This window comes from Klebsiella sp. BIGb0132 (assembly GCF_024810075.1).
In the GTDB taxonomy this organism is placed as follows: Bacteria; Pseudomonadota; Gammaproteobacteria; order Enterobacterales; family Enterobacteriaceae; genus Klebsiella; species Klebsiella terrigena.
The window spans coordinates 40,945-67,249 of the sequence record NZ_JANUDW010000003.1; the positions used below are offsets into that span (position 1 = coordinate 40,945).

General features: G+C 54.9%; 25 protein-coding genes. 11 read left to right on the forward strand and 14 right to left on the reverse strand.

Going from position 1 to position 26,305, the window contains the following annotated elements; translation table 11 throughout:
- Nucleotides 1-71: 71 nt before the first annotated feature.
- The gene (hsdR, locus tag M2416_RS11690) at nucleotides 72-2,501 is read right to left on the reverse strand and encodes an EcoAI/FtnUII family type I restriction enzme subunit R (RefSeq protein ID WP_259224072.1); all 2,430 of its coding nucleotides are present in this window, start codon (nucleotides 2,499-2,501) and stop codon (nucleotides 72-74) included.
- 864 nt (nucleotides 2,502-3,365) lie between these two features.
- Nucleotides 3,366-4,778, reverse strand: coding sequence for an aminotransferase-like domain-containing protein (locus M2416_RS11695; protein WP_115193643.1), 1,413 nt, complete (start codon nucleotides 4,776-4,778; stop codon nucleotides 3,366-3,368).
- A gap of 177 nt (nucleotides 4,779-4,955) precedes the next feature.
- Here M2416_RS11695 and M2416_RS11700 point away from each other — a divergent pair, with 177 nt between their 5' ends.
- The 4 genes from M2416_RS11700 to M2416_RS11715 all read left to right on the forward strand — a co-directional run bounded on the left by M2416_RS11700 (nucleotide 4,956) and on the right by M2416_RS11715 (nucleotide 8,170).
- A complete protein-coding gene (locus M2416_RS11700) occupies nucleotides 4,956-5,120 on the forward strand; it encodes a DUF1127 domain-containing protein (RefSeq protein ID WP_259224075.1) in 165 nt (54 codons plus the stop codon).
- 457 nt (nucleotides 5,121-5,577) lie between these two features.
- The gene (locus M2416_RS11705) at nucleotides 5,578-6,042 is read left to right on the forward strand and encodes a MarR family winged helix-turn-helix transcriptional regulator (RefSeq protein ID WP_115193641.1); all 465 of its coding nucleotides are present in this window, start codon (nucleotides 5,578-5,580) and stop codon (nucleotides 6,040-6,042) included.
- 6 nt (nucleotides 6,043-6,048) lie between these two features.
- Nucleotides 6,049-7,116 carry an HlyD family secretion protein gene (locus M2416_RS11710; protein WP_259224078.1) on the forward strand — a complete coding sequence of 356 codons (1,068 nt, stop codon included), beginning with the start codon at nucleotides 6,049-6,051 and terminating at the stop codon, nucleotides 7,114-7,116.
- The gene (locus M2416_RS11715) at nucleotides 7,106-8,170 is read left to right on the forward strand and encodes a DUF2955 domain-containing protein (protein WP_259224080.1); all 1,065 of its coding nucleotides are present in this window, start codon (nucleotides 7,106-7,108) and stop codon (nucleotides 8,168-8,170) included. Before M2416_RS11710 ends, M2416_RS11715 begins: the two co-directional genes overlap by 11 nt.
- 2 nt (nucleotides 8,171-8,172) lie before the next feature.
- On the opposite strand, the gene M2416_RS11720 is transcribed toward M2416_RS11715, so the two are convergent.
- The 7 genes from M2416_RS11720 to M2416_RS11750 form a co-directional block, all read right to left on the reverse strand.
- Nucleotides 8,173-8,421, reverse strand: coding sequence for a putative Se/S carrier protein (locus M2416_RS11720; protein ID WP_259224081.1), 249 nt, complete (start codon nucleotides 8,419-8,421; stop codon nucleotides 8,173-8,175).
- Nucleotides 8,418-9,185, reverse strand: coding sequence for a putative 2-hydroxyacyl-CoA dehydratase activator YjiL (gene yjiL, locus M2416_RS11725; RefSeq protein WP_259224082.1), 768 nt, complete (start codon nucleotides 9,183-9,185; stop codon nucleotides 8,418-8,420). The genes M2416_RS11720 and yjiL overlap by 4 nt, the downstream gene beginning before the upstream one ends.
- Nucleotides 9,186-9,194: 9 nt before the next feature.
- On the reverse strand, nucleotides 9,195-10,346 hold the full coding sequence (locus M2416_RS11730; RefSeq protein ID WP_076946486.1) for a double-cubane-cluster-containing anaerobic reductase: 1,152 nt from the start codon (nucleotides 10,344-10,346) through the stop codon (nucleotides 9,195-9,197).
- A gap of 108 nt (nucleotides 10,347-10,454) precedes the next feature.
- Nucleotides 10,455-10,694, reverse strand: coding sequence for a DUF2164 domain-containing protein (locus M2416_RS11735; protein ID WP_041143893.1), 240 nt, complete (start codon nucleotides 10,692-10,694; stop codon nucleotides 10,455-10,457).
- A 225-nt stretch (nucleotides 10,695-10,919) separates the two neighbouring features.
- The gene (locus M2416_RS11740) at nucleotides 10,920-12,203 is read right to left on the reverse strand and encodes a DUF445 domain-containing protein (protein ID WP_259224085.1); all 1,284 of its coding nucleotides are present in this window, start codon (nucleotides 12,201-12,203) and stop codon (nucleotides 10,920-10,922) included.
- Nucleotides 12,196-12,858: a LysE family translocator gene (locus tag M2416_RS11745; RefSeq protein ID WP_259224087.1), complete on the reverse strand. Its 663-nt coding sequence runs from the start codon at nucleotides 12,856-12,858 to the stop codon at nucleotides 12,196-12,198. Before M2416_RS11745 ends, M2416_RS11740 begins: the two co-directional genes overlap by 8 nt.
- A gap of 46 nt (nucleotides 12,859-12,904) precedes the next feature.
- Complete coding sequence (locus M2416_RS11750) at nucleotides 12,905-13,720, reverse strand: AraC family transcriptional regulator (RefSeq protein ID WP_076946483.1); 816 nt, start codon at nucleotides 13,718-13,720, stop codon at nucleotides 12,905-12,907.
- 217 nt (nucleotides 13,721-13,937) lie between these two features.
- On the opposite strand from M2416_RS11750, the gene M2416_RS11755 reads away from it, so the two are divergent.
- From M2416_RS11755 to M2416_RS11775, 5 genes are all read left to right on the forward strand, one after another.
- Nucleotides 13,938-14,843 (forward strand): Rpn family recombination-promoting nuclease/putative transposase, encoded by a 906-nt coding sequence (locus M2416_RS11755; RefSeq protein ID WP_259224089.1) that lies wholly within the window; start codon nucleotides 13,938-13,940, stop codon nucleotides 14,841-14,843.
- Between the two features lie 210 nt (nucleotides 14,844-15,053).
- Nucleotides 15,054-16,424, forward strand: coding sequence for an NAD-dependent succinate-semialdehyde dehydrogenase (locus M2416_RS11760; protein ID WP_259224091.1), 1,371 nt, complete (start codon nucleotides 15,054-15,056; stop codon nucleotides 16,422-16,424).
- Between the two features lie 665 nt (nucleotides 16,425-17,089).
- Nucleotides 17,090-17,755, forward strand: coding sequence for a hypothetical protein (locus M2416_RS11765; protein WP_076946480.1), 666 nt, complete (start codon nucleotides 17,090-17,092; stop codon nucleotides 17,753-17,755).
- Nucleotides 17,742-17,981, forward strand: a complete 240-nt coding sequence (locus tag M2416_RS11770) for a hypothetical protein (protein ID WP_076946479.1) — start codon at nucleotides 17,742-17,744, stop codon at nucleotides 17,979-17,981. Before M2416_RS11765 ends, M2416_RS11770 begins: the two co-directional genes overlap by 14 nt.
- Before the next feature lie 9 nt (nucleotides 17,982-17,990).
- Nucleotides 17,991-18,470, forward strand: coding sequence for an Hcp family type VI secretion system effector (locus M2416_RS11775; RefSeq protein ID WP_076946478.1), 480 nt, complete (start codon nucleotides 17,991-17,993; stop codon nucleotides 18,468-18,470).
- A 223-nt stretch (nucleotides 18,471-18,693) separates the two neighbouring features.
- Here the strand turns inward: M2416_RS11775 and M2416_RS11780 are convergent, their stop codons facing one another.
- On the reverse strand, nucleotides 18,694-19,239 hold the full coding sequence (locus tag M2416_RS11780; RefSeq protein WP_045860186.1) for a YfaZ family outer membrane protein: 546 nt from the start codon (nucleotides 19,237-19,239) through the stop codon (nucleotides 18,694-18,696).
- Nucleotides 19,240-19,929: 690 nt separating this feature from the next.
- On the opposite strand from M2416_RS11780, the gene M2416_RS11785 reads away from it, so the two are divergent.
- Together M2416_RS11785 and M2416_RS11790 are read left to right on the forward strand one after the other, a co-directional pair.
- The gene (locus M2416_RS11785; protein ID WP_259224098.1) at nucleotides 19,930-20,622 is read left to right on the forward strand and encodes a hypothetical protein; all 693 of its coding nucleotides are present in this window, start codon (nucleotides 19,930-19,932) and stop codon (nucleotides 20,620-20,622) included.
- An 867-nt stretch (nucleotides 20,623-21,489) separates the two neighbouring features.
- Nucleotides 21,490-21,969 carry an Hcp family type VI secretion system effector gene (locus M2416_RS11790; RefSeq protein WP_259224099.1) on the forward strand — a complete coding sequence of 160 codons (480 nt, stop codon included), beginning with the start codon at nucleotides 21,490-21,492 and terminating at the stop codon, nucleotides 21,967-21,969.
- Between the two features lie 48 nt (nucleotides 21,970-22,017).
- Here the strand turns inward: M2416_RS11790 and yjiA are convergent, their stop codons facing one another.
- The 4 genes from yjiA to M2416_RS11810 form a co-directional block, all read right to left on the reverse strand.
- Nucleotides 22,018-22,974, reverse strand: a complete 957-nt coding sequence (gene yjiA, locus M2416_RS11795; RefSeq protein ID WP_259224102.1) for a GTPase — start codon at nucleotides 22,972-22,974, stop codon at nucleotides 22,018-22,020.
- Nucleotides 22,975-22,985: 11 nt separating this feature from the next.
- Complete coding sequence (locus M2416_RS11800) at nucleotides 22,986-23,189, reverse strand: YbdD/YjiX family protein (protein WP_076946472.1); 204 nt, start codon at nucleotides 23,187-23,189, stop codon at nucleotides 22,986-22,988.
- A gap of 172 nt (nucleotides 23,190-23,361) precedes the next feature.
- On the reverse strand, nucleotides 23,362-25,512 hold the full coding sequence (locus tag M2416_RS11805; protein WP_041143904.1) for a carbon starvation CstA family protein: 2,151 nt from the start codon (nucleotides 25,510-25,512) through the stop codon (nucleotides 23,362-23,364).
- A gap of 261 nt (nucleotides 25,513-25,773) precedes the next feature.
- The gene (locus M2416_RS11810; RefSeq protein WP_041143905.1) at nucleotides 25,774-26,286 is read right to left on the reverse strand and encodes a 4-hydroxyphenylacetate 3-monooxygenase reductase subunit; all 513 of its coding nucleotides are present in this window, start codon (nucleotides 26,284-26,286) and stop codon (nucleotides 25,774-25,776) included.
- Between the last annotated feature and the right edge of the window lie 19 nt (nucleotides 26,287-26,305).

Below are 26,305 nucleotides of genomic sequence, written 5' to 3' on the forward strand. Positions count from 1 at the left end.
GTGTTCCATGTTTCATTAACAATAAGGCCTTCTGCTACGCGGTGGCAGCAGAAGGCGCAAAAGGGGAGTGGTTACGCGGAGCGGGGCGGTAAGTGGTAGATTTCGCTCTCCAGCTCGCTGATGGCCTGATTATACCCGTTACGGTCGCCGAATCCGCTTTTAATGATCTCCGGCAGCGTACCCATGCTGTCGAACGGCTTGAGCTTCAGCACCTGAATACTCTCTATTTCCTGCACGCCCGCGTCGGCGTATTTATCCAGCAGCGTATTCAGCACCGCCTGCGCGGCGTCGGAGTATTTGGTGAAATAGTTGCGCTTACGCACGTTCTCCGCCCGCTCTTTGCGGGTTAACGGTGGCTGACCATACACCACGTGGCACAGCATGTCGAACGGGTCGAGCTCTTTACCGACCTCTTCCGCCAGTACTTCCCAGATTATACCCTGCTGTTCCAGCTCCTTGATGATGGCCTGTTTGCGCTCGGCGCCCTGCCATTTGCGGGTGAAATCATCCAGCGAGGCGTACTCTTTGAGCAGCGTTTTACGGGTGTAGTCTTTGAAGGATTCGGTGACCAGCTTGCCGTCGGCGTCGTAATACTGCACGCGCTGGGCGATCACGCCGACGGCGACACCGTTGACGTGAAACTTACGCATCTTGTTCTCGTCGCCTTCCGGCAACGGACCAACATCGTCTGAACCGGTGACGGTATATGGAGCAGGATCTTCATCGGCGCCGATAATATCGTCTTCGGCCTCTTCCTCGTGCTCGTCGAACTGCTCTTCAAAATCAGAGTCCGGGTCGGCGATATCTTGCGGTGTGGTCTCCATCACCTTTTCCGGGATGCCGTCAAAGCGCTCATCGGCGAACAGTTCGGTGGCCTTTTTGAAATCGAGGATGGTGAACCACAGCTTGCCATAGCGTTCATCGATGCGGGTACCGCGGCCGATAATCTGCTTGAATTTGGTCATCGACTGAATGTTTTGGTCCAGCACCACCAGTTTGCAGGTTTTGGCATCCACGCCGGTGGTCATCAGCTCGGAGGTGGTGGCGATAACCGGATAGGCCTTTTTAGGGTTAATAAAGTTATCCAACTGGGCTTTGCCGATGTCGTCATCGCCGGTGATTTTCATCACGTACTTGTCGTTCTTTTTCACCTGTTCCGGGTTGAGATTGACCAGCGCACGGCGCATCCGCTCCGCGTGATCGATGTCGTTACAGAAGATGATGGTTTTATCCATCGGGTTGGTGCGCCTGAGGTAATCCGTGATGGTTTTTGCCACCAGTTCGGTACGCTCATCAATCACCATCGTGCGGTCAAAATCTTTCTGGTTGTAGATACGGTCGTCGATCAGCTCGCCGTTTTTATCCGTCTGGCCTTTGGTCGGACGCCAGCCCTGAAGATCGACATCGATATCGACGCGCACCACTTTATACGGGGCGAGGAAGCCGTCTTCGATACCTTCTTTAAGCGAGTAGATATACACCGGATCACCGAAATAATCGGTGCTGGAGACTTCATGAGTCTCTTTCGGCGTGGCGGTTAAACCAACCTGCGTGGCGGCGCTGAAGTAGTCGAGGATTTCGCGCCAGGCGCTGTCTTCCGAGGCGCTGCCGCGATGGCATTCGTCGATCACAATCAGATCAAAGAAATCCGGCGCCACTTGTTTAAAGGCTTTTTGATCTTCTTCCGGGCCGGTGATGGCCTGGTATAGTGCGAGGTGGATTTCAAATGCCGGATCGATAGTGCGCCCGGTGACTTTGGTCATCGCCGCGCCAAACGGCAGGAAGTCGTTATTTTTGGTCTGATCGACCAGAATGTTGCGATCGGCGAGGAACAGGATCCGCTTCTTACTTTTGGCTTTCCATAAGCGCCAGATAATCTGGAAAGCGGTGTAGGTTTTCCCCGTCCCGGTAGCCATCACCAGCAGAATGCGGTTTTGCCCGGCAGAGACGGCTTCAATGGTTTTATTGACGGCCTGTAGCTGGTAATAACGCGGCGATTTACCGCTGCCGTCGTCGTAGTAGTCCTGGGTAATCACCGGGAGTTGGGCTGCGGTGTAGCCTTTCCAGACGCAGAGCTTGTGCCAGAGTTCATCTGGCGACGGAAACTCGTCCAGGGTAATGTGTTTTTCGAGCAGCTCGCCTTCGGCTGCCGTGGCATCGCGGAAAATAAAACCGTCGCCGTTGGTGGCGAAGACGAAAGGAACGTCCAGCAGGCGCGCGTACTCGATGCCCTGCTGCATCCCCTTGCCGATTTCGTGCTTGTTGGCTTTGGCTTCAATGACTGCCAGCGGAATGCCCGGCTTGTGATACAAAACGATATCGGCGGATTTCACCGTTCTACGCGCTGCGACTTTACCGCGCACGATGACCTTACCGTCCCGGAGTTTGACTTCTTGTCTGATTTGCGTTGTGTCGTTCCAGCCAGCATCGAGGATGGCGGGCATAACGCGTTTGGTGATGATGTCTGCTTCCGTCAGGGTACTCAGGTTCAGGTCGGCCATAGTGCTCTCTTTACGTGAACAGGAACTTTCTGATTTTACATAATTATCAATACCGTGAGAAGGTATTGATACACGCGTTCAAGAATAAGTTTTTGTTTATTTCATTAATGTATGAAGAATTGGCTTTTAAAGTATAAGATAATTCGCAGAGTTCTTTTTTGTTTATTATTTCCTTTCCATCTACTAATCTTATTTGACTGGATGAATAATAAGAGATGATTATTGATAAAAGTAGGATGACTGCACTGACTGGTCTTTTGTAGTATATCGATAAGTAATTGAATGATGGGGTTATTAATAATCTGTATGTAAGTATAAGAGCAAGCACCGCCAGTATAAAACCTATGGTTAGATCAATATTTCCAGATGGTTTGTTAAAATCTCCAGTAAGGAAAATTCTGTTGATTGCGATGCAAAATAAGAAGAAAGCTATTATGTTGATAACCGCGTAGGTTTGAATTACTTGAAAGAAATAAACACTGTGCCACACTTTTTTTTTGAATCTGGTTACTGTAGACATACACAGCCAGAAAAACACACCAAACTTTATAGGTTGAATTAACAAAAGAATGTACCAGTATAGTTGATTAAATATTAATTTAAAGCCAGCTATGGGGGCTACTTTTATTGAAAGGAAACTGAATGCCGCTATCAAGGATCCTACAATTAGTATCGACTTGAAAAGATTAGCGCCAGAGTTTACCAGTGGAGCATATTCATGAGTGCCATCATATATCTCCGGGTGTTTAATGAATATATACATTTCCGAGAGGAAATCATATCCTGGCATAATACTTAATGCATTTATCAGGAATGACTTTAGGTTACTGTGCATATATTGTTCCAATTAGTTGAAATAAAAACTCACTCCATCGCCGCCTTCACCGCATCTCCCAGCTTCACCATCACCTCCCGGTGCTTATCGATTGGCGGCAGGGCGCAGTTGATCCTTAAACAGTTGCGGTATTTCCCTGAGGCTGAAAACAGCGAACCCGGCGCGACCTGGATTTTCAGCTGGCACAGCTGCTTCGCGACGCAGACCATATCGACGTGCTCCGGCAGTTCGACCCACAGCATATAGCCGCCCTTCGGCCGGGTAACGCAGATGCCGCAGGGGAAGTATTCCCGCAGCCAGCAGGTGTAAATTTCCATATTGCGCTGGTAGATCTGCCGCATCCGCCGCAGGTGGCGGTGGTAGTGGCCTTCGCGGATAAAGTTACAGGCGGCCAGCTGGGTTGAGGGCACGTTGGTGCCGCTGGCGGCGTATTTCATCTGCAGCAGGCGATCGTAGTAGCGGCCCGGCGCGATCCAGCCGATGCGCAGGCCCGGCGCGATAGTTTTGGTAAACGAGCTGCAGAGCATCACCCGGCCGTCGATATCCCACGAATGAATGGTGCGCGGGCGCGGGTAGTCGGTGGCCAGCTCGCCGTAAATATCATCTTCGAAAATGACGATATCGTGGCGCTGGGCAAGAGTCAGCACCGCGCGCTTGCGGGCGTCAGGCATGATAAAGCCCTGCGGATTGTTGCAGTTCGGCACCAGGATCACGCCCTTGATCGGCCACTGCTCCAGCGCCAGCTCCAGGGCTTCGACGCTGATCCCGCTGTCCGGATCGGTGGGGATCTCAATGGCCTTGAGCCCCAAACCGCGCAGCAGCTGCATGGTGCCGTAATAGGACGGAGATTCGACGGCGACGATATCGCCGGGCTGGCACACCGAGAGCAGCGCCAGCGATAGCGCGCTGTGGCAGCCGCTGGTGATGATCAGATCGTCGGCGGTGAGCACCGAGCCACCGTCGAGCATCAGGCGGGCGATTTGTTCGCGCAGCTCGCGGCGTCCGGCCAGCTCGTCGTAGTTCAGCACCTCGCTGAGATTGTGCTGGATAACCCGGCTCAGCTCGCGCCAGATGGGCTTCAGGCTCGGCTGGGTGACGTCAGGCGAGCCGCCGCCGAAAGGGATAATGCTTTTATCATTGCGCGCGTCGAGCATGGTCAGCACCTGATCCCACTGGGTGATTTCCACCGGGCGCTGGACCGGGCGCGACATCGGCGGTACCGGCGGCTGGGCTTTACGCGGGGCGACAAAGTAGCCGGAACGCGGCTGGGGGACGATCATCTGCTGCTGTTCAAGCGTCTGATAGGCCTGCTGCACGGTGCTGATGCTCACCCCGTGCTCCTGACTCAGGCTGCGAACCGAAGGCAGCTTCTCCCCGTGGCGATACAGCCCTTGCTCAATACGCTCCGCCAGCAGGCTGGCCAGATGTTGGTAACGCGTCATGCTGTATCCCTTATTGTCGCCATACAGATTGATAAACCAGTACAGATGGGCGGTGAAAATCCCACGCAGATACTGTTTTAGCCAATCTGTATGTTAAAGAAAAGCGTTTTTTGAATCTGTATTGTTTGCCCTCGGATCCGCGAAGATAAAGCCTCTGGCATGGTGAGGAGGTGGAGTATGGAATTTCATGAGAACCGGGTAAGGCAGCCGTTTATTGGGTTTGTCCTGGCGGGTAGAGCGATGAAAAAATGGTGGCTTCGGATGCAAACGCGCCGTGTTTTGCAGCGAATGAGCGACGAACAGCTGAAAGACGTTGGGCTGCGGCGGGATCAGCTCAATTAAAAAATGCGCTTGTCCCCGGACTGCGACGCAAACGTGCTGTCCGGGCGACCGGCCTGCTCCCCGCAGGCTGCGAGCTGTCCCCGTCGAGGCCAGCAGTCTGCCTGGCCTGGCCCGGCGCGGGCGGGAAGCTGGCGTCACCCGGGATGGTTACATTCACCGTATTTATCAATTAATGCTTCTTCTCCCTTCGTTTCTTGATACTTACCCTGATAAGTATTATTTTCCTCACAGCGACAAGCCTGGCCACCAGGGCTATTCTGCTTGTCATTTTGAACCCGAGCTGTGCTCGACAAAATACGAAAGTATTTTGCACGCCCTTCAGGGCGGCCCGGAGGGTGAGCGTAGCGAGTCACTCCTTACGTACTAACTGTACGTTCCGGTTTCTCCGCGCTGTCCGCGTTCAAACTGCCCGCGCCAACAACGCCTGGTGGGATTGGCGCTAAATGAGGAAAGAAAGATGACCGAAGACGAACTGTTTGCCCGCCGTCCGATGGGGATGCGCATGGCGATGGTGGTACGCCAGTGGCGTGCGACTATCGACGCCGCTCTCAACGATACCGGTATGACCCAGTCAAGCTGGACGGTGCTGATGCAGCTACATCAGCTGGGGTGCAACGTCTCGGTTAGCGAACTGGCGGAGGTGCAGGGCATTGAACTGCCGCCGCTGATGCGCACCCTTACTCAGCTGGAAAAGCAGGGCTATCTGCTGCGTTCCACATCGCCCTATGACAAACGCATACGCCTGCTGACGCTGACGGCGGAAGGCCTGACGAAACTGGAGGATCTGAATCGCGTGATTGAAACTTATCAATCGCGCGTCACCCGGACCATCCCGGAAGCAGACCTCGCCACCTTCAGCACCACCTTAAATCAAATCGCCTGCAATTTGCGGATAATCCGCGAAGAAGATAACAAGATCTAAAAAACTATGATGACGCCAGAACAAAAATTTGCCCGCTGGGTAAGGGTGAGTATTGCCGCTTTCCTGGCGATCTTCGCCTGGTTTATCGTTGCCGATATCTGGATCCCGCTCACGCCGGACTCCACGGTGATGCGCGTGGTGACGCCGGTATCGCCGCGGGTTTCAGGCTATGTCGCACGGGTCCACGTGCACAACAACAGCCAGGTGAAGAAAGGGGATCTGCTCTACGAGCTGGACCCAACGCCGTTTAGCAATAAAGTGCAGGCTGCGCAAATCGCCTTTGCGCAGGCGAAGCTGAGCAACCAGCAGCTGGACGCGCAGATCGCCGCCGCCCGCGCCAACCTGCGTACCGCGCAGTTCACCGCCCGTAACGACAAAGTTACGCTCGATCGCTATCAGCGCCTGAGCACGATGCAGAGCGTCTCGCAGTCGGATCTGGATAAGGTGCGCACCACCTGGCAGACCAGCGAGCAGTCGGTCAGCGCGCTCAACGCCAGCATTCAGAATCTGCTGATCCAGCGCGGCGAACGCGACGATGCGCGCAACGTGACGCTGCAAAAATATCGCAACGCGCTGGAGGAGGCGCAGCTGAACCTCGCCTGGAGCAGGATCTACGCCGAAACCGACGGCATGGTCAGCAACCTTCAGCTTAGCCCCGGCCTGTATGCTACCGCCGCCACGCCGCTGCTGGCGCTGGTGAGCAACCATACGGATATCGTCGCCGATTTTCGCGAGAAGAGCCTGCGCCATACCGGCGTGAATACCGACGCCGCGGTGGTCTTTGATGCGCTGCCGGGCAAAGTTTACCCGGCGCACGTCACCAGCAGCGACGCCGGGATTTTGGCCGGCCAGGAGCAGGTTAACGGCCAGCTGTCGCAGCCGGAGCAGTCCACGCGCTGGGTACGTGACGCCCAGCGGATGCGTATTCACGTCGAGCTTGACGAGCCGCTCGACAAACCGCTGCCGACCGGCGCCCGTGCGACGGTACAGCTGTACAACAGCGACGGTCCGTTTGCCCGCACCTTTGCCGGCGTGCAGATCCATCTGGTGAGCCTGCTGCACTATGTCTATTAATACGCTGGCCCGGGTTTTTACGCCGCACGGCAATATCGTCTATACGGCGAATGATTTTCGCCAGACGCTGCGCATCGCCGTCGCCGGCACTATCGCCCTGAGCATTTCGACCTTCTATGACGTGCAGTACGGGGTTTTCTTCGTGGTCTATCCGCTGATGCTGCTGTCGCTGGTGCCGGTGTTTAACCGCCACGTCGCGCGGCAGTTTCTGTTCAGCGCGGCGGTAAACTGCGTGGAAATGGTGCTGATCGTCGGCTATCTGTCGCAGTGGCCGGTGATTATGACGCTGGTGGTCTTCGGCCTCTACGTGATGCGCTTTCGTTTTATGAGTCAGGGGCCGCTGTTTCTGCTGGGCTCGATGGGCGTGGTCTGTCAAAGCACGATGCTCAACTTTATGAGCTATCCCACCAGCAACTGGCATACGCTGATGTTTTCCAATATCGAAGCCTGCGTGATGGCGGTGGCTCTCAGCGCGCTGCTGAACTATCTGATCCCGGACGTTGAGCCGCGCCGGCCGCCGCCGCGGATCGAGAAGGATGCCGCCCGCATTCGCCATGAATCGTTGCTTTCCGGCACCGTTGCGACAATGATTTTCGTCGTTTTTCAGATCTGCGATCTCAGCGATTCGCTGTCAGCGCTGATGGCCGGGATCCTGATCCTCTTCCCGATGCACTACCGCGGCGCGGTGATCAGCTCCATCTGGCGCGTGGTGGGCGTGGTGCTGGCCTGTCTCTACATTCTGGTGGTGCAGCTGCTTATTTATGATTTCAGCAACCATATGGTGCTGATGATGCCGCTGATCGCGCTCGGCCTGGCCTTCAGCGCGCGCCTCCATGTGATGGAGAAAGTCGGGGCCGGCGTGGGCTTCGCCAGCATCACTACCATCGGCATCATGTTTGGTCAGAACCTGCACCCGGATCAGGACCTGATCTTCAGCGATCTGTACCGGATAAGCTCGGTCACTATCTCGCTTATCGTCACCCTGACGCTGGTGTTTCTCGTCCACCGCATCCTGAACTGCTTTGCGCCGACGCGGTTCATTATTAGCGAATAGGATCAGGCAGGGAAGGTGGCGATGCAGCGCCACTCTTCGGCGACGTAGCGATAAATCGCCTCCGTGGCACCGGGAATGACCCACCGCTGCTCCTCTCCCGGCAGGCAGCGAAGAGAGATGCACAGGCCGCAGCCGCCGCGCAGCTGGCGCGGGATATCCTGCACCTGGAAGGCGATCCCCGCCGCCTGCAGGGCCTTGCGGGTGCGCACGACCCCCGGCGTCGAGTGAAATAAAAACAGATACTCTGTCATCCGCGGCGCCTCTGGCGCAGGCCTATCAGCGCCGCGCCAACCGCGCCGGCAAACTGGGCATCGGGATGGGTGTGCACCGCGATCCCGGCGTGGCCTTCGAGCATGCGCGCAAAAGCCGCGCAGCGGCTGACGCCGCCGGTAAACAGCAGCGGTCCCTGGGCTGAAAGCCGGGCGATAAAGTTGGCGCTGCGGCGGGCCATGGCGTTGATCACGCCGGCCAGAATCGCTTCCGGCGCGACGCCCGCCGAGCGCAGGCTAATCACTTCGGATTCGGCAAATACCGTGCACATGCTGGTGATCGCGTGTGGCTCGACGCCTTCGGTGATGCTATCCAGCTGCCCGACGCTGGCACCGAGGGTGCGCGAGATAACCTCCAGAAAGCGCCCGGTGCCCGCCGCGCATTTATCGTTCATCAGGAAGTCGGTGAGATTGCCGTCTTCGTCGAGCTGGATGACCTTGCTATCCTGGCCGCCAATATCGATAACCATGCGGGTGTCGGGTGCCAGAAGACGCGCGCCGAGGCCGTGGCAGGAGATCTCCGTCACCTGCTTATCGGCAAAATCCACCAGCTGACGCCCGTAGCCGGTTAAGGTTAAAAATGGCCGCTCGCTAAGTCCGGCGCTAAGGGTTTGCCACGCCTCGTTGATGGCGTCGGCCGGGCGAAAGGGCGTCGGGCAGAGAAAGCGTCGCTGGATAGCGCCCTCTTTCAGCAGGATGCCCTTGGTGGCGGTGGAGCCGGAATCAATACCTACCGTAAAAGTCACGCGCGCTCCTTACAGCATCTCAATGAAGGCCGCGACGCGGGTGCTGAGCTGGCCGATGTCCGCCGTCGAATAGTCGGTCTCAATCGCGATGTAGGGGAGGTTGTGCCGCTGGCGAACGTGGCGCTTAATCGCCATCGATTCAACCGCATAGGTATGACAGGCCTGCAGGATGACGTCCACCACGCCGTCGGCCTGATACTCGTCAACCATCTGGCTAAGCAGGGTTAAGCGCTGGTCGTTTGGCGAGATACACGAGCAGCCGATGGCGAGATACTTATCGGTCAGCGCATCGTAAACGTCGCCCGTCTCCTCCACGCAGCGCTCGGTGGCCTTGGCGCCGGTGCAGTTTTCAAAGCCCACCACCCAGCCGCCGTTCTCTTCAATGGCGCGCACGACTTTTTCCGCCGCGCCGCCAATCGGACAGCCGGTGATCAGAATGCGCGGACGAGCCGCCAGCCGCTGACCATCCTGCCACTGCTGGCGCACGCGATCGGCCATATCGTCGAGCTCGTCGCTTAGTGCGGCTTTATCAAAGCGGAAGGTCGCGCCGTACACTACTTTCAGAATATCGCTGCCGCTGAGGGCGGGAGGATTGAGCTGCCCGACGCGATAGAAGTTCGCCAGCGCCCGCCGCTCGCGGTTCTTAAGGCGCACGGCGTCGCGCAGCGCGGCTTCGCTGATTGTGCGGCCAAAGCGCTCCTCGACCGCCCGCTGCAGGCGCAGGATCTCGGCTTTCCACAGCGCGCGGGAGGCATCGTCGTTGGCGCTGTTCGGCAGCTGCATTACGTGCACCGGCTTGAATTCGGCCATGTACTCATACATTTTCTTTTTGCCGTCGCAGGTGGTTTCACCCACTACCAGGTCGGAAAAATAGAAGTAGGGGCATTTATCCGTTTTGCCAAACCCGTAGCTGCTTTTAATCAGCGGGCAGAGATTACGCGGCAGATCTTTTTCCGCCTCTTCGATGGTTTCATCCGAGGTTGAGCACAGCGAGACGACGACGGCGCCTGCCGCCATCGGGATCTCCTGGGGCATAAAGGTGCAGTAGGTTCCGACCAGGGGGATATTTTGCTCTTTCAGGTCCATCACCGTGAGAAAGCCCTTCTGGCGGGCCTCGGAGAACTGGTCAAAAATGGCGGGTAGATCGGTAATTAGCGACATGGTTTTCCTTCCCCGTACACGGGAGATAATGAAAGAGTCACATTATAACCATGTCAATAGTGCGTGTTTATTGATCTCCCGCCGATGTCGGCCTATTGCGGGGCAACATCAGAACACTTTCTTCGCGTCCATCTCTTCCTGGATCCGCTCGCTGTAGGCCACGTGGGTGCGAATGGCTTCCTCAATACCGGCGTTATAAAACAGGGGCCCCAGCTGTTCGGCGATAAAATCCACGAAGAACTCGGCATCAAACTGTTCCAGCTCAAGGTCAAAATTTCTTTCGCAGTAGGTACATAGCTTTTCGCGAAGCTGCTCACGCTCGCCGGGGCTCAGATTGATTTCAGCCATTTTTACTCCTTAAAAAGTGCTCTGGATCCGCGGCAAGCTCGGCGGGGGATCCCACGATCCGACGCCGGTAGCGGTCCTGGCTCTGCCGCCAGAAAGTCGATAAACGATCCTACCTTAGGATTGCCGTATTTGCCGGGAAAATAGAGCGCATGCGTTTCACTGGCGATTCGTCTCAGGCAGCATTCGCGCTGCCGGCTTTATCCGTATCGGCTAAGCGCGGGCCGCTTAGCGTAAAAACAGCGACGGGACCTGCGAGAGCAGCCACAGCAGCAGGCCGATAGTACCCCCGACCAGGGTACCGTTAATGCGGATAAACTGCAGATCCTTACCGATATTCAGCTCGATCTGCCGCGACATATCGCGGGAGTCCCAGCTCTTCACCGTATCGCTAATATGACGAGTCAGGAAGGTGGCAAACTCCGGCGCCACCCGGTGCGCCGCCTGCTCCAGATGCTCATTCAGCGACTCGCGAAGGGCGTCATCGTGGAGCAGCGTTTCCCCAAACCACTGCCCGGCCTCGGCGATCCGCTGCTTGATCCGCGAATCGTCGCTATTCACGTCATTTTTAATCCATCCGCGCAGGTCGGCCCACACCTCGCCGAGATAGCGGTTAAACGTCTCGTCGTTTTTCAGATAGGCCTTCATGTTGTCCGCTTTTTCCGCCATCAGCGGATCGGTTTTCAGGCTATCGATCAGCTTTTGCGCCGCGCGATCGAAGGCCTGGCGGATCTGATGGGTGCGATCCTGGCTCACCTCGTCAAGAAGCGTATTCACCGCATCGGTGACCATTTCGGCGCTGTGCTCGCCCAGCCATTCGGTGGGGAGAATTTTGGCCTTGAGCGGATGCTCGGTCTCCAGCCAGCGGATGATGCCGCGGGCAATAAAGGCGCGGGAGCTGTCGCGCTGCAGCAGGGCGATAAGCTGGCTGATAAGGGAATCCAGCAGCTTCTGGTGTCGGTTATCGCGGGTTAGCCCTTCAAGCATCATAGCGCTGGTTTGCGTCAGGTCGACCTTATCGATGGCCTTGTGCACCGCGCGGCGCAGCAGGCGCTGAATGCGCGCATCGTCGGTGAGCTCGAGGAAGCCGCTCATCACCTGCAGCAGATGCTGGCCCACCCGCCGGGCGTTCTCCGGCTGGCTAAACCAGTTGCCGAGCATCAGCGCCGGCTCGTAGCGGCGGATCAGCGCCACCAGCGAGGGGGTGTCGAGGAATTTTTCCTGCACGAAAAAGCCGAGATTATCGGCAATTCGGTTTTTATTACGCGGGATAATCGCCGTATGTCGCGAGACAAACGGCAGCGGAATGCGGCGAAACAGCGCCACCACCGCAAACCAGTCCGCCAGCGCGCCGACCATCGCCGCTTCGGAGATAGCCTTCAGCGCGCTAACCCACGGCGTCGGCGGCAGCAGTAGGGTAGCGACAAAAATCGCGGCCGCCACCAGCAGCAGCGACAGGGCCAGCAGTTTGGCCCGTTTTAGTTCAGCAAGTTTTTCCATAGTCTTAAGCATATAACCTGACGGCTAACTCATGCAAAAACTGCCAGATAATCCAGCCGCCAAAGCCCATCAGTACCGCGCCCGCCGCCCGTTCAACCCGCCAGATGACGGCGCCAAGGCGGCGCTGCACCTGCGGCAGGGCGATCAGCGAGACCAGCAGTAAATCCCACAGCAGCACGACGCTGGTCATCCAGACACCGCTGGTTATCTGCTGGGCGAGGGTCACCTGCGGGCCAAGCAGGGAGGTCATCAGCGCGAGATAAAACAGGGCATTTTTGGGGTTAAGCAACGCCGACGCCAGCCCCAGCAGCAGCTGTCTGGCAAGCGAAGGGCACCGGGCTGCCGCCGCTTCCAGGGTGAATGCGCCGGGCCGACTCCGCCACAGCTGGCCGCCGAGCCACAGCAGCCAGGCCGCCCCCAGCAGCGCGATTGCGCTAAACAGCAGCGGGGCGTGACGCACCATGCTCCAGCCGACGATAGCGACGGCAATATACAGTCCGTTACCCAGCGCGATGCCGATGCACAGGCCGGCGCTACCGCGCAGGCGATAGCGGATGGCGTAGCCCATCAGGAGAAAGAAATCTGGCCCGGGGCTCAGCAGGGCAACGAAGTGGGAGAGCGCCAGCGCCGGAAACGCGGGCGGGAAAAGCGAAGTAAGCATGTCCATAGTGACCTCGGAATAAATCTGAGATCACCCTACGCAAGGCTCGGCGCTAATTATTGTCTGATATTGATCGGCCAAGCGCGTACTGGCGCGGCGTGGCGGCGGTGTAGCTGACGAAGGTTTTATGGAAGTGGCTCTGATCGGCAAATCCGGCCTGATAGCCGACGTCGGCTATCTCATCCCCGGCGCGCAGGCGGCGCCTGGCATACTCGATCCGCGCCATATTGATAAAGCTGGCTGGCGTCAGGCCGGTATCCTGCTTAAAGATGCGGATCAGGGTCTCTTTGCGCAGCGCAAATTCGTCGGCCAGCGCATCCAGCGAAAGCGGTTCCGGCAGGCTTGCGGTCACCCTGTCGAGCAGCCGTTCGCTGCTGCCGTGAAGGCGTTCCGGCGGCATCGGGCATAGCGGCAGCTCCCGCAGCAGCCGCGCGATGGCGGCGGGTACCTCGGCAGTCCGCTGCTGCTGCGTCAGCTGAACGATATGCTGATACTGAAGAAAAAGATCGGCGCCGCGCAGCATCGGCTGCGGCGCGGCAAGCCGCACGGCGCCGGACAGGGCAGGAAGCTGTGCCAGGCACCAGTCAACGTCGAGATAGAGCATGTGGTAGCTGCGCGGCCGTCCCGCAAGGGGATTACAGCTGTGCGGCGCGCCGGGCGGGATCGCTATCAGGTCACCGGGTTGCAGCAGGTACTCTCGTCCCTCGCAGATACAGCGCGTTTCCCCCTCAATAATGGCCCCCAGCGAAAGCTGCGGGTGGCTGTGACGTTTATACGCCCGGCGGCTGCCCCAGGTGCTGCGCAGCTCCAGCCAGGGAAGCGCGGCGTCGCGCCAGAAGGTTTGCGGGATATCGCGAGTGTGGTTCACAAAAGCTCCTGTAGCGAAAGGATTATGGATTTATAGCACGCCCACCGGCGGCTGTCTCCGGCGGGAGTTTTGCGAGCGGGCAGGCGAAAAAATGTCGTTATTACCGCTGGATAAAAATATCCTCCGTCCCGGCATGCAAAGAGATAAACGGCGGCGTGTAGGCGGGGTGACCGGCAGGTAGAGTCGCTTTAGCACTCCTCCGCGCAGGCTGATTGCAATGGAAAAAAGCCCGACGTCGACGCCGCATGATGCGGTTTTTAAAAAGTTTCTCAGGCATGCGGATACCGCGCGGGATTTTCTGGACATCCACCTGCCGTCCTCACTACGCCCGCTCTGCGATCTGGAGACGCTGCGGCTGGAATCCGCAAGTTTTATTGAGGAGGACCTGCGTGCCTGCTATTCCGATGTGCTTTGGTCGCTGAAAACCACCGCCGGCGAGGGCTATATTTACGTCGTTATTGAGCACCAAAGTTCGCCGGACGCCCATATGGCCTTCAGGCTGATGCGCTATGCCATTGCGGCGATGCAGCGCCATCTGGATGCCGGCCACAAGCGCCTGCCGCTGGTGGTGCCCATGCTGTTCTATCACGGCATCGCCACGCCTTACCCTTACTCGCTGTGCTGGCTGGATGGCTTTACCCATCCGATACATGCCCGCAGGTTATATGCGACCGCTTTTCCGCTGGTGGATATTACGGCGATCCCGGATGACGAAATCGTCCAGCACCGACGCGTAGCGTTGCTGGAGTTCATGCAAAAGCATGTCCGCCAGCGCGATTTGACGAAGCTGGTTGAACAGATAACCACCATTTTGGTTAAGGAATACACTAATGACAGCCAGCTAAAAACGCTGTTTAATTACCTGGTATATTCCGGCGATGCCCCCCGTTTTGGCAGGTTTATTCGTGAGCTTGCCCGGCGGGCACCGCAACATCATAAGGAGAGGCTGATGACGATTGCGGAAAGAATAAGGGAAGTCTGGCGTAGAAAAGGTCGGCTTGAAGGGCGGCGAGCCGAAGGGCTGCGCATTGCCCGTACCATGCTGGCGAACGGCATCGCTCTGGAGACGGTGCTGCGCATCACCGGTCTATCAGAAGAAGAGGTTACCGCCGCGAAGCATTGATTGTGTCGCGGCATGGCTTTATTAGGTGGTATAGCCGCGATGATTCATTTCTCTTAATCCCGCTCTGCGCCGGATATCACCTGACGATCTCCGGCCGGAATCCTCCGTAAATACCTAACTTTACCTTTACGTCCAGCTATCTCTACTAACCTTAATGTCCTGAGCGGTATTTATGACTGCATTAATGACGATACTAAGGAGACATACGACATGGCCTATCAGACGGTGAATCCTGCAAATAATCGGCTTATTAAAGAGTACGCCCCGCACAGCGATGCCGACGTGGAGGCGGCGCTGCAGAAAGCGGATGCGCTCTACCACTCTGCATGGTCGAAGGGCGATATTGCCCAGCGCTTACCTATCCTGCACAGGCTGGCGGACCTTATCGATAGTCGGGTTGAGGAGCTGGCGAAAATTGCCAGCCAGGAGATGGGCAAGCTCATAGGCCAAAGCCGCGGTGAGGTGAAGCTCTGCGTGCAGATCGCCCGCTATTACGCCGATAACGCCGAGCGCTTTCTCGCCCCGGTGAAGTATCCCTCTGAGCTCGGCGAGGCGTGGGTTGAACACCATCCGATCGGCGTGCTGATGGCGGTGGAGCCGTGGAACTTCCCCTATTACCAGCTGATGCGCGTGCTGGCGCCTAACCTGGCGGCGGGGAATCCGGTTCTCGCCAAGCACGCCAGCATCGTTCCACACTGCGCGGAAACCTTCGCTCATCTGGTGCGAGAGGCCGGCGCGCCGGAGGGAGCGTGGACCAACCTGTTTATTTCCCAGGATCAGGTGGCGAAGATTATTGCCGACGATCGCGTGCGGGGAGTGGCGTTAACCGGCTCGGAAAAAGCGGGTGGCGTCGTGGCGGCGCAGGCGGCGAAGCACATTAAGAAATCGACTCTCGAGCTGGGTGGCAACGATGTCTTTGTGGTGCTGGATGATGCCAGCCTCGACAAGGCGGTGAAGACTGGCGTACAGGCGCGGCTCAACAATGCCGGTCAGGTTTGTACCGCGGCGAAGCGTTTTATCCTGCACGAAAAAATCGCCGAGCGCTTCCTGAGCCAGTTTACCGAGGCGTTCCGTCAGGTGAAGATCGGCGATCCGCTGGATGAGAGTACCACGCTGGGGCCGCTTTCTTCCAAAGATGCCCTGGAGACGCTGACCAAACAGGTGGATGAGGCGGTGAAGCATGGTGCCAGGCTGCATCTTGGCGGCAAGCCGGCACAGTGCGAGGGCAACTATTTTTCACCGACCATTCTGACCGGCATCACCCGCGATAATCCGGCGTACTTTGAAGAGTTCTTCGGCCCGGTGGCGCAAATTTATGTGGTGAAGGATGACGATGAGGCGATCCGCCTGGCGAACGATTCGCACTACGGGCTCGGCGGCGCGATATTCAGCCAGGATACCGAGCGGGCGAAACGGATGGCGTCACGAATTGAGACCGGGATGGTCTATATCAACTGGCTGACCGATACCGCGCCGGAGCTGCCGTTTGGCGGCGTGAAGCGCTCCGGTTTTGGCCGTGAGCTGGCGGATCTGGGGATTCGAGAGTTTGTGAACCAGAAGCTGGTGGTGATCCGTCGCTAAGTTAGGATGCAAAAAGAAAAACCTGCCGTCCGGCAGGTTTTTTTTGCGCCTATTGGGACGATCGGAAGGTAACTCCATCGCCAACACCGGCGCCATCAATCAGTCTCTTTGTTTAGAGTTTTATTGATATTTGATTAATTGATATACATCAACTTAGATCTTATTTAATGCGGGTTGTATGTTTTTAGAATGATCTATTAAGAGTTATGCGAAACGAAAATTTTTATGCGGAATATAAACGATTAACTGTCAAATTAGTACTGTGAAAATGATATTTGCAAGTGTGAACGTTTATTGTGTAAGTTGGCGTGATGCGATTTTGTATATTAAAAAATGCTTGTGGCTATGTAAAAATGGTCGACATCATAAGATGTGTTATTCTTAAAAATAATAATTGTGTCTACTTCAATATATTTTATGGTATGTATCATGCTCCAGTTAATATTACAGGTAACTATAGCTGATGAAACTGGAATGGATGATCTTATGTCATTTGGTCAATGCCAAACTGTGTATTCATCGAAGCGAAAAATGTAACCCTTTAAATAGTTTAGTATTAAATGATGAGTCTGGTGTGGAGGATAATATTTCTATTACTGAGCATGTGCGATAAAAGCAGGGGGGGCGGGATGGTCAGCACATATTGAAAATATGAGGGAGACATGATGGAAACAGGAAGTAGTGAAAAAATAGCGGACAGGATTGCGAATATTTTCCTGTCTCCAGATACCATAGCGGGACTGATAAATGGCGCTTTAACTGTACCTCTCGATCTTGCATACCTTGCCCGCGGTTTTTTTGATACCGATAATCGATTTGCCTACCAGACACAACGGATCAGAATGGCACAGGCTATTCATAATGACATTCTTAACTATGACCACATCATCAATGCCGTAGAGCTTATCTTCGAAAAATTTAATAAATACCTGACTATTCACCAACAAGATGCCGTGTATCGAGCCGTTGTTTCATCCATTGCAGGTCGATTCCTGGCAGCGAAAATTACCTCTACTATTGCTGGTGCCGTTCTCGCACGCCTTTCATTTGTCAGCGCTAAAAGTGGGACAAGAGCCTCCGGTCAAATAGCTATGCTATTGCTCATTGGTGGAATGAGTGAGCGCTCGATTAGGACTTCTGAAAATCTTGCCAATGAAGCCCCAGAAGTGTACGAGATACTGCGTCCACACGATTACGACCTGATATATTTCCTCATTGAACCTGCCGTCAAACCTTTCGTGGATGCGATTCACATTGCCGTTACCCGCGGACAGCCCGAATTTAAAAAAATAATAAATATGGTTGGAGAGAAACTACATGTCCTTCAATAAGGTATCACGCGACTTGTTAGACATGCTGCTGTTTGCCATCGTAAATATCTGGGACGTTATCCAGTCAATCATTTTTATCGGTGGCTTTATTGTTTGCATCATGCTGCCAGTGGTGTGGCCGATGAAATTTGTCTATATGACCGTATGGTTCATTACTGCCTGGGCCATATCAAAACTCGTCGATCGTTTAGACGAGTATCGTAAAAAAGGTAAAAATATAAATTAAGGATATCGCATGTCAAATCCAGCCTATTTGTGGTTTATCGATGAAAATGGATCTCCAATTGTTGGAGGTTCCATGGTACTCGGGCGTGAAGGTTCAATTGAGGTAAAATCGCTCTCTCATCACCTGACTATTCCGACTGACCGTAACACGGGGAAGTTAACCGGTACGCGTATTCACACCCCAATACTGATACAAAAAGAGTTCGACCGCACTACACCTTTGTTGGCTCGGGCTATCTGCAGAGGAGTTACGCTCAAGTCGGCTGAGATAAAGATGTATCGTACTAACGAGGCAGGGTTTGAGGTCGAGTATTTCAACATGCTTTTAGAAAATGTAAAGGTAACAGGCTTCACTCCAGGTCTGCATCCGGGAGCTGCATCTGGAACACATCTGGAAAATATTGAAATGCGTTATGAAACCATCCAGTGGAAGTATACGGATGGGAACATCATCTTTAAAGATGGCTGGAACGAGCGAGCCACTACCTAACGGGATACTGGCTATCATAGACTCGAATTTCCGGGTCTTGTTGATCTCTTAGAGTTGAACTGGATATCTCAGCAGGACGCACTTTAGATACAGCATCAATAGCGGGCGGATCTGGGGATTCGAGAGTTTGTGAACCAGAAGCTGGTGGTGATCCGTCGCTAAGTTAGGATGCAAAAAGAAAAACCTGCCGTCCGGCAGGTTTTTTGCGCTTTTATCGGGGTTATTAGAAGGTAACGCCGCCGCCAACATAGGCGCCATCGATCAGGGTATGGTTCGGACGACCGTCTTTGCCGTCGACGCTCACGTGGCGGTAACCCACTTTCAGCGTCACCGGGGTAATTGGGCTCCAGCTCACGCCGCCGTTGGCTTCAACGTAGTTTTTCACGCTGTTGTTCAGTCCTTCCGGTGCGGCATAGCCTTCACCGAATACGTGGATACTGTCGGTCAGCGCAACGTTAACGCCGCCGCCGATTGGGAACGCCACGCCGTTATCGCCTTTTTTCGGCCCAAGGTAGATGGCTTTTGCGCCGGCATTGAACATCACCGGGCCAACTTCCAGGTTATAACCCGCGCCAACGCCGCCGGTCTGGGTACCATCGTCGGTGTTTTTGAGCCAGTTACTTTCGGCATAAACGCCCGAGGAGGATTTACCCAGTTCCATATTGAGGTTGGTAAAGTTTTTCCCCTGTTCGACGGTAAAGCCCATCGCCATTGCTGAGCCGGAAACGGCGGTCAGAGCAGAAAGGATAAGGATATTGAGCTTTTTCATGGTTTATGCCTCGTCATTAAATTAATCTGAGGACACCCTAACAAGTGACGTTTACGACTGCAAATGTGATATCTGTCGCGGTTTTATGCTGAGGTTGTTATTAAAACCCTCTATTGATGTTGTTGATTAGTTGATTTATCGCAGCGTCAATGAGTAACGTTTTGGCGTTTAGACTAAGTTTAATTTTTTTCCTAAACATCAGTTGAACGAGGCGGGAGATATTGATTGGCGCTGAACTAATTCGCTTTCTAATAATTTCCAAAAATGTTTCTATAGTTACAAGTAAAAACTTAAATTTACATTTTTGTGATTAAAAATGACGCAGCGATACCTTAAAACAGGCTCTGCCGAAGAGGCATGGTGCATAGTGATGAGCCTTATTGATGTGGAGAAACGGCATCCGGCTAATGCCTTTACTGTTGTCGGTGCAGTTTATCTTACCTCTTTATTATTTAACGTTCTGGTAATTATTAAATTGATGGTGTGAATATATCCCTGCCTGTTGTGCTGGTGCGTGAGAAATCTAAAACAGATGATGTGATAATCTTGTAATTGTTGCGTTATTTAAACTGCATTTTTATCTGCTTAATATCCGACCGCGATCGCAAGCCTATCTCTAAATAGACGTTTACCCGAAAATATAGAGTGTTTAAACTTTGTTCATGGAGTTAGCGATCGCAAGGAGCGGCTATGTACTATCGAAATGAAGTTATCAGTTATTTACAGGCTAACAGAATTCTCGCATTGAAGCTTGACCATGCATTAACGGGCGTCGGAAGGACGGTATCAGAACAGATTAAATTGACGGGCGCGGGCGCTAAACGTGCGCTGTATTATACATCCTGCTTTACGGATGAGTATCAGGAGGTATGTCAGCGGCAGAAGAGTGAGGATGGCCGGTTTACGATGGGTGTGACCCAGCTTTTACAGCATGGCGATGTTGTCTATGAAATGCTCAAAATATATTTTGAAGAAATATTTAAATACAAAACGTCCGATCAAATTGAGCATATCAAAAAGATGCTAATGGCGGTCAATGTGCATATTGCCGCTAGTTCCCTAACTGGTCATGGTTTCATATTAGCGGTAACCTCCGTGGTTACGGCCGGTATGAACCTAAGCCTTGATATGAGAGTCTTAGTGGGGCGCGCAACGGGGATGGCGATCACAATCTCTGGCATATATGGGATTGTCCAGAAGGCAGCTGATAGCTCCCACCGACTTCAGTTTACCTGGCCGGCCTATTACTCCGCACTCTACGCTCAGGGACTGGAAATGATGTATTTCCTGATAGAACCGTTGTTTGAGCGAGCTGAGGCGCTTAAGGCCCAATGGGCATCGGACGGCGACATTGCAGATATAATCATCAGGATGATTAGATAATGATAATAAATATTATCAGAAGGTTTTTCAGGCGACTATTTCGTTCCTTAGTTTCTCTACATGGCCCTGCATTACTGACTTTTGTATTTGCAATTGTCTTTGTTCCTTTTTTTCCTGATGGCCAAATTTGGCCTGTGGGTTTGTTCGCTATATTCATAATCTATATATTTGCGCGCTACGTAAAATAGTAATAATGGTCAGGTGAATATGTAAGATCTTATTCATGATCATATCATACACATTGTCTTTGTTATCGCCAGAACTAGTTGATTGTTATAATGAGTTATATAAAGAGGTTTTTAAGGTGGCAGTGTTGTTTTCTATTTTCCATGTATGGGCCTGGACTGCTCACTCTGGTATTTGCAATGGCTGCACAGTACTTTTTTCCAGGTAGCCCCATTTGGCCTGTAGGCGTGTTCGCCATATTAGTGATAGTGATGGTTGGGCGCTATGTGAAATGGTAGTGCAAGAAAATGAGGATATTATATGGTGTTTTCAGCGTGATTGGTGGAATGGTGATATACATCAGGAGAATGCTTTTGTGGCTATGCTGTCAATTATTTTCTTTATACGCGCCTTCGATTTGCGTAATCATCTTTATATTGATTTATATACCTTTGTTTCCTGATGGTCCATTCTGGCCTGTAGGATTGTTCATAATATTAATAATCTATATATTTGCGCGCTACGTGAAATGGTAGCACCAAAAATAAATTTTTTATCAAATTGATTTATACCCTAAATATTTCTAGCCGCCGGAACGCGGTGCCACGGCGGCCCATAAGGGCGAGGCATCATGCATGCGCCGAGTAGTAAAGCCAGCGCGCATGCGGCTTGAAGTCTGACGGGTATATAAGGAAATGAAATATGTCTACTCCTGCACACCTGTGGCTTGAGGATGAAAACGGTTCTCCGATTGTTGGCGGTTGTTTAATGCCTCTGCGTTTAGGCTCCATCGAATTAAAATCATTCTCGCACGGCGTCACCATTCCCGTTGATACGAACCGGGGCAAACTTACCGGCACGCGCATTCATCGGCCGATCGCCATCGTGAAAGAGTTCGACCGGGCGACGCCCGTTCTCTATCGCGCCGTGTGTGAGGGGCGGACTCTGAAGAAAGCCACCATCAGGATGTACCGCATTATGGAGTCAGGCATTGAGTCCGAGTATTTCAATATCATCCTCGAAAACGTCAAAATCACCACGGTTTCGCCGTACCTTTCTCCCAACGGCCTGAGCAGCACCCACCTTGAAACCCTCGAGCTGCGCTATGAGGCCATAACCTGGAAGTACACCGAAGGAAACGTTATCTATCGTGATACCTGGAATGAGTTCTGCACTTCCTGATGCCTTCACGCTAGCCCTCTTCCACGGGAAGAGGGCCCCTGCGAACCGCTACTTCCGCAATCCGGCAAACGCCGCCCGAATCTCCTCTTCCGGCAGGTTAATGCCGATAAATACCAGCGTGCTGTGCGGCTGGTCTTCACCCCAGGGGCGGTCCCAGTCGGCGCTGTACAGGCGCTGGACGCCCTGGAACAGCAGGCGGTTAGGCTCGCCGTCAATCCACAGCATCCCCTTGTAGCGCATCAGCTGCTCGGCGAATGAGAGCAGCAGGTTTTCCATCACCCGCGACACTTCGCTGATATCCACCGGGTAGTCCAGCTCCACCACGATCGACGACACATCGTTTTGCTGGTCGGCAATAAAGTGGAAGCGCGGCTTAGCGCTCACCACCCGCTCTTCCAGCATAAAGCCGCCGGTATTAAACAGCTGGCTCAGGTCGATATTGCCGTGGGTAACCGCGTAAATCGGCGCCCGGGCGTTGATGCGCGCCAGCCGCTCGCGCAGCGCCTCGCTGCTGCCCGCGACGTCGGTTTTGGTCAGCAGAATACGGTCGGCGTAGCCCGCCTGCGACTGGGCGATGGTGAACTGATTCATCTGCTGGTCGGCGTGGACCGCATCAACCAGCGCAATCACCCCATCCAGCAGGTAGCGTTCACAGAGGATCTCATGGGAGAAAAAGGTCTGAATAATCGGGCCGGGATCGGCCATGCCGGTGCACTCAATCACCAGCCGGTCGAAGGCAATCGCGCCGCGATCGCGGCTGTCGAGCAGGTCGAGCAGGGCGTCTTCCAGCTCGTTGGAACGGGTGCAGCAGATGCAGCCGTTGGTCAGGGTTTTGATCTGGGTGGCGCGATCGCCAATCAGCTGGTCATCAACGGAGACTTCACCAAATTCGTTTTCGATCACCGCGATTTTAAAGCCGTGCTGCGCGTTGAGAATATGCCGCAGCAGGGTGGTTTTGCCTGCGCCAAGAAATCCGGTCAGCAGGGTGACTGCAATCGGTGTCATGCGTGCCTCCATTAACAGCAGCGTACGCCGCCTTCGCCGCTCCCGCCGTAGCGCGCTTCCTGGCGCTCGCGGAAGAATTCGTTGTAGGTCATATACGGCTTATCCGGATGGTTGGCTTTCATATGCTCAACGTAGTTGTCGTAGTCCGGAATGCCAATCAGCATCTTCGCCGCCTGACCGAGGTACTTCTTTGCTTCGCCTAAGTTACCAAACATCAAATTATCCTTACAGGCATAAAGTTCGCTGATGCAGGCGATGTGACCTGCCATTTTGCATCCAGGTTGCGCCCGCCGTTCTCAGGTAGCGCGCGCCCGCTGCGCAGGGATGACAATAATGCCGCGTCGCTCACTGAAAAGCCCCGCCGAAGCGGGGCTGAACGGGGCTGGATTAGTGGTGTGAAGAGGTCTTCACGCCGCCTTCCGGCACCGGCACGTACGGGGTCTCTTTGTCGGTGCGTACCTTATTGTTACGCACGTTGATCCACGTTTTGATGCCGTAGAAGATGATGCTGTAGACCACCACCAGGAACAGGATGCTTAAACCGGCGTTGGTGTAGTTGTTGACCACGATATGGTTCATGTTGGCAATCTGCTGCGGGCTAAGCTCGCCGCCGGCGGCAATCTTCTCTTTGTACTGCTGGGCCATAAAGAAGAAGCCTTCCATCTGCGGGTTGGTGCTGAACAGTTTCAGACCCAGCGCCCAGGTGGTGCACAGCAGCAGCCACAGGGCCGGAACTACGGTAACCCAGATGTATTTGGTGCGCTGCATTTTGACCAGCACCACGGTGCCAAGAACCAGCGCCACGGCGGCCAGCATCTGGTTAGAGATACCGAACAGCGGCCACAGGCTCTTCACGCCGCCCAGCGGGTCGACCACGCCCTGATACAGCAGGTAGCCCCACAGGCCTACGCAGCCCGCGGTCCCTACGATACCGGCAACCAGTGAATCGGTTTTCTTCAGGAACGGCACGAAGTTGCCCAGCAGATCCTGGAGCATAAAGCGGCCTGCGCGGGTACCGGCATCGAGGGCAGTCAGGATAAACAGCGCCTCAAACAGAATACCGAAGTGGTACCAGAAGCCCATGTCCGCCATCGGGATGATTTTGTGGAACACGTGGGCGATACCGACGGCCAGGGTTGGCGCGCCGCCCGCGCGGTTCAGCACCGACGGTTCACCGATGTCTTTCGCCGTTTGCAGGATCTGCTCAGGCGAAATCACAAAGCCCCAGGAGCTGACGGTAGCCGCCGCATGGACGGTGACTTCTTTCAGCTGCGCGGCAATCATCGCGGCGTTTTCGCCGCCCATTTCATGCAGGTTCGGCATCACGATACCGAGGCCGGCCGGCGGGGTGTTCATCGCAAAATAGAGGCCCGGCTCGATGATAGACGCCGCTACCAGCGCCATGACCGCCACGAAGGACTCCATCAGCATTGCGCCATAGCCGATAAAGCGCGCGTCGGTTTCGTTCGCCAGCAGCTTCGGCGTGGTGCCGGAAGCGATCAGCGCATGGAAGCCGGAGACCGCGCCGCAGGCGATGGTGATAAACAGGAACGGGAACAGGGCGCCTTTCCACAGCGGGCCGGTACCGTCGATGTACTGGGTGACCGCCGGCATTTTCAGGTCCGGGTTAAGGATAACGATACCCAGCGCCAGGCCGACGATAACGCCAATTTTCAGGAACGTCGCCAGGTAGTCGCGCGGCGCCAGAATCAGCCATACCGGCAGCAGCGCGGAGATAAACGCGTAGCCGATCAGGGTGAAGGTGATGGTGGTGTCTTTAAAGGTCAGCGCCGGGCCCCAGTACGGGTCGTGGGCAATCACGCCGCCGAAGTAAATAGACGCCACCAGCAGCACGATACCGATAACCGAAATTTCGCCCACGCGTCCCGGACGCAGGAAGCGCATGTAGATCCCCATAAACAGCGCGATCGGTACGGTTGAGCAGACGGTAAAGACGCCCCACGGGCTTTCAGCCAGCGCCTTCACGACGATCAGCGCCAGCACCGCAAGGATGATAATCATAATCAGGAAGCAGCCGAACAGGGCAATCGACCCCGGAATCGGGCCCATCTCTTCTTTGATCATTTCACCCAGCGACGAACCGTTACGGCGCGAGGAGATAAACAGCACCATAAAGTCCTGCACCGCCCCCGCCAGCACCACGCCGGCCAGCAGCCACAGCGTGCCGGGCAGGTAGCCCATCTGCGCGGCCAGTACCGGACCAACCAGCGGGCCCGCGCCGGCGATAGCGGCAAAGTGGTGGCCGAACAGCACGTAGCGGTTGGTCGGCACGTAGTTCAGGCCATCGTTGTTAATGACCGCCGGCGTCGCGCGGGTTGGGTCGAGCTTCATCACCTTTTGGGCGATGTACAGGCTGTAGTAGCGGTAGGCCACCAGATAGACCGATACCGATGCGACGACAATCCACAGGGCGCTAACGTGCTCCCCGCGACGCAGGGCGACGACCGAAAGGCAAAATGCCCCGATGATTCCAAGAATCACCCAGGGTATGTGCTTGAATAGTTTTTTAGTATCCATAGTAAAACCTGGCGTTATGAGTTGAATAATTGGCCGAAGCCGTCTGAACGTAATTTTGAGGAGGTATTGAGTCACTATGCTGGGGAGGATCTTGCCAGAACTTTGCGCGCGTAAAGTTGGGTAAATCAACGAGTGGTTGTATGGCGGGTTAAGCGGTCACTTGCGGGAGTAAGCGGTTGGGCAGGAAATGAACAGCGGGATAATATGTGATTGAGATCACAAGAATTTCCCCCCTGGCAGCAGGGGGGAGAGCGGGCCTGGCTAGACGGCGGCCGCCATCTCCATCATCACCGGATGGAAACGACGCTTGAAGTAAATCAGCCCGTGGCCTTCCTGGCTTAGGGTGATGTTCTTGATCTCGACCAGATAGACCAGGTGGCTGCCGATAGTCTGCACCTGGCTGATATCGCCTTCGAGACTGGCCAGCGAATCCTTCAGCACCGGCTGCCCGAGCACGCCCTTCTGCCAGCACGAAAGGCTGAAGCGCTCCTCCATCGTCACCCCGGTCATTCCGGCAAAGTGGCGCGCCATCACCTCCTGCTCATGGTTCAGGACGTTAATGCACAGCCTGCCGTTGCCCTGGAACACCGGATTCATTGCGCTGTTGGCGTTGATACACACCATCACCGACGGCGGAGTATCGGTTACCGAGCACACCGCGGTGGCGGTGATGCCGCAGCGGCCGGCATCGCCTTCGGTGGTGATCACGTTCACCGCCGCCGACAGGCTGGACATGGCATCGCGAAAGCGCAGGCGTTGTTCATCTAATTGCATTGTGACCTCCCGCTGTGAA

Bases quoted from the DNA above. Each gene is read 5' to 3' on its own strand.
- hsdR (WP_259224072.1), bottom strand. From the start codon at position 2,501: ATGGCCGACCTGAACCTGAGTACCCTGACGGAAGCAGACATCATCACC.
- M2416_RS11695 (WP_115193643.1), bottom strand. From the start codon at position 4,778: ATGACGCGTTACCAACATCTGGCCAGCCTGCTGGCGGAGCGTATTGAG.
- M2416_RS11700 (WP_259224075.1), top strand. From the start codon at position 4,956: ATGGAATTTCATGAGAACCGGGTAAGGCAGCCGTTTATTGGGTTTGTC.
- M2416_RS11705 (WP_115193641.1), top strand. From the start codon at position 5,578: ATGACCGAAGACGAACTGTTTGCCCGCCGTCCGATGGGGATGCGCATG.
- M2416_RS11710 (WP_259224078.1), top strand. From the start codon at position 6,049: ATGATGACGCCAGAACAAAAATTTGCCCGCTGGGTAAGGGTGAGTATT.
- M2416_RS11715 (WP_259224080.1), top strand. From the start codon at position 7,106: ATGTCTATTAATACGCTGGCCCGGGTTTTTACGCCGCACGGCAATATC.
- M2416_RS11720 (WP_259224081.1), bottom strand. From the start codon at position 8,421: ATGACAGAGTATCTGTTTTTATTTCACTCGACGCCGGGGGTCGTGCGC.
- M2416_RS11730 (WP_076946486.1), bottom strand. From the start codon at position 10,346: ATGTCGCTAATTACCGATCTACCCGCCATTTTTGACCAGTTCTCCGAG.
- M2416_RS11735 (WP_041143893.1), bottom strand. From the start codon at position 10,694: ATGGCTGAAATCAATCTGAGCCCCGGCGAGCGTGAGCAGCTTCGCGAA.
- M2416_RS11740 (WP_259224085.1), bottom strand. From the start codon at position 12,203: ATGCTTAAGACTATGGAAAAACTTGCTGAACTAAAACGGGCCAAACTG.
- M2416_RS11745 (WP_259224087.1), bottom strand. From the start codon at position 12,858: ATGGACATGCTTACTTCGCTTTTCCCGCCCGCGTTTCCGGCGCTGGCG.
- M2416_RS11755 (WP_259224089.1), top strand. From the start codon at position 13,938: ATGGAAAAAAGCCCGACGTCGACGCCGCATGATGCGGTTTTTAAAAAG.
- M2416_RS11760 (WP_259224091.1), top strand. From the start codon at position 15,054: ATGGCCTATCAGACGGTGAATCCTGCAAATAATCGGCTTATTAAAGAG.
- M2416_RS11765 (WP_076946480.1), top strand. From the start codon at position 17,090: ATGGAAACAGGAAGTAGTGAAAAAATAGCGGACAGGATTGCGAATATT.
- M2416_RS11770 (WP_076946479.1), top strand. From the start codon at position 17,742: ATGTCCTTCAATAAGGTATCACGCGACTTGTTAGACATGCTGCTGTTT.
- M2416_RS11775 (WP_076946478.1), top strand. From the start codon at position 17,991: ATGTCAAATCCAGCCTATTTGTGGTTTATCGATGAAAATGGATCTCCA.
- M2416_RS11780 (WP_045860186.1), bottom strand. From the start codon at position 19,239: ATGAAAAAGCTCAATATCCTTATCCTTTCTGCTCTGACCGCCGTTTCC.
- M2416_RS11785 (WP_259224098.1), top strand. From the start codon at position 19,930: ATGTACTATCGAAATGAAGTTATCAGTTATTTACAGGCTAACAGAATT.
- M2416_RS11790 (WP_259224099.1), top strand. From the start codon at position 21,490: ATGTCTACTCCTGCACACCTGTGGCTTGAGGATGAAAACGGTTCTCCG.
- yjiA (WP_259224102.1), bottom strand. From the start codon at position 22,974: ATGACACCGATTGCAGTCACCCTGCTGACCGGATTTCTTGGCGCAGGC.
- M2416_RS11800 (WP_076946472.1), bottom strand. From the start codon at position 23,189: ATGTTTGGTAACTTAGGCGAAGCAAAGAAGTACCTCGGTCAGGCGGCG.
- M2416_RS11805 (WP_041143904.1), bottom strand. From the start codon at position 25,512: ATGGATACTAAAAAACTATTCAAGCACATACCCTGGGTGATTCTTGGA.
- M2416_RS11810 (WP_041143905.1), bottom strand. From the start codon at position 26,286: ATGCAATTAGATGAACAACGCCTGCGCTTTCGCGATGCCATGTCCAGC.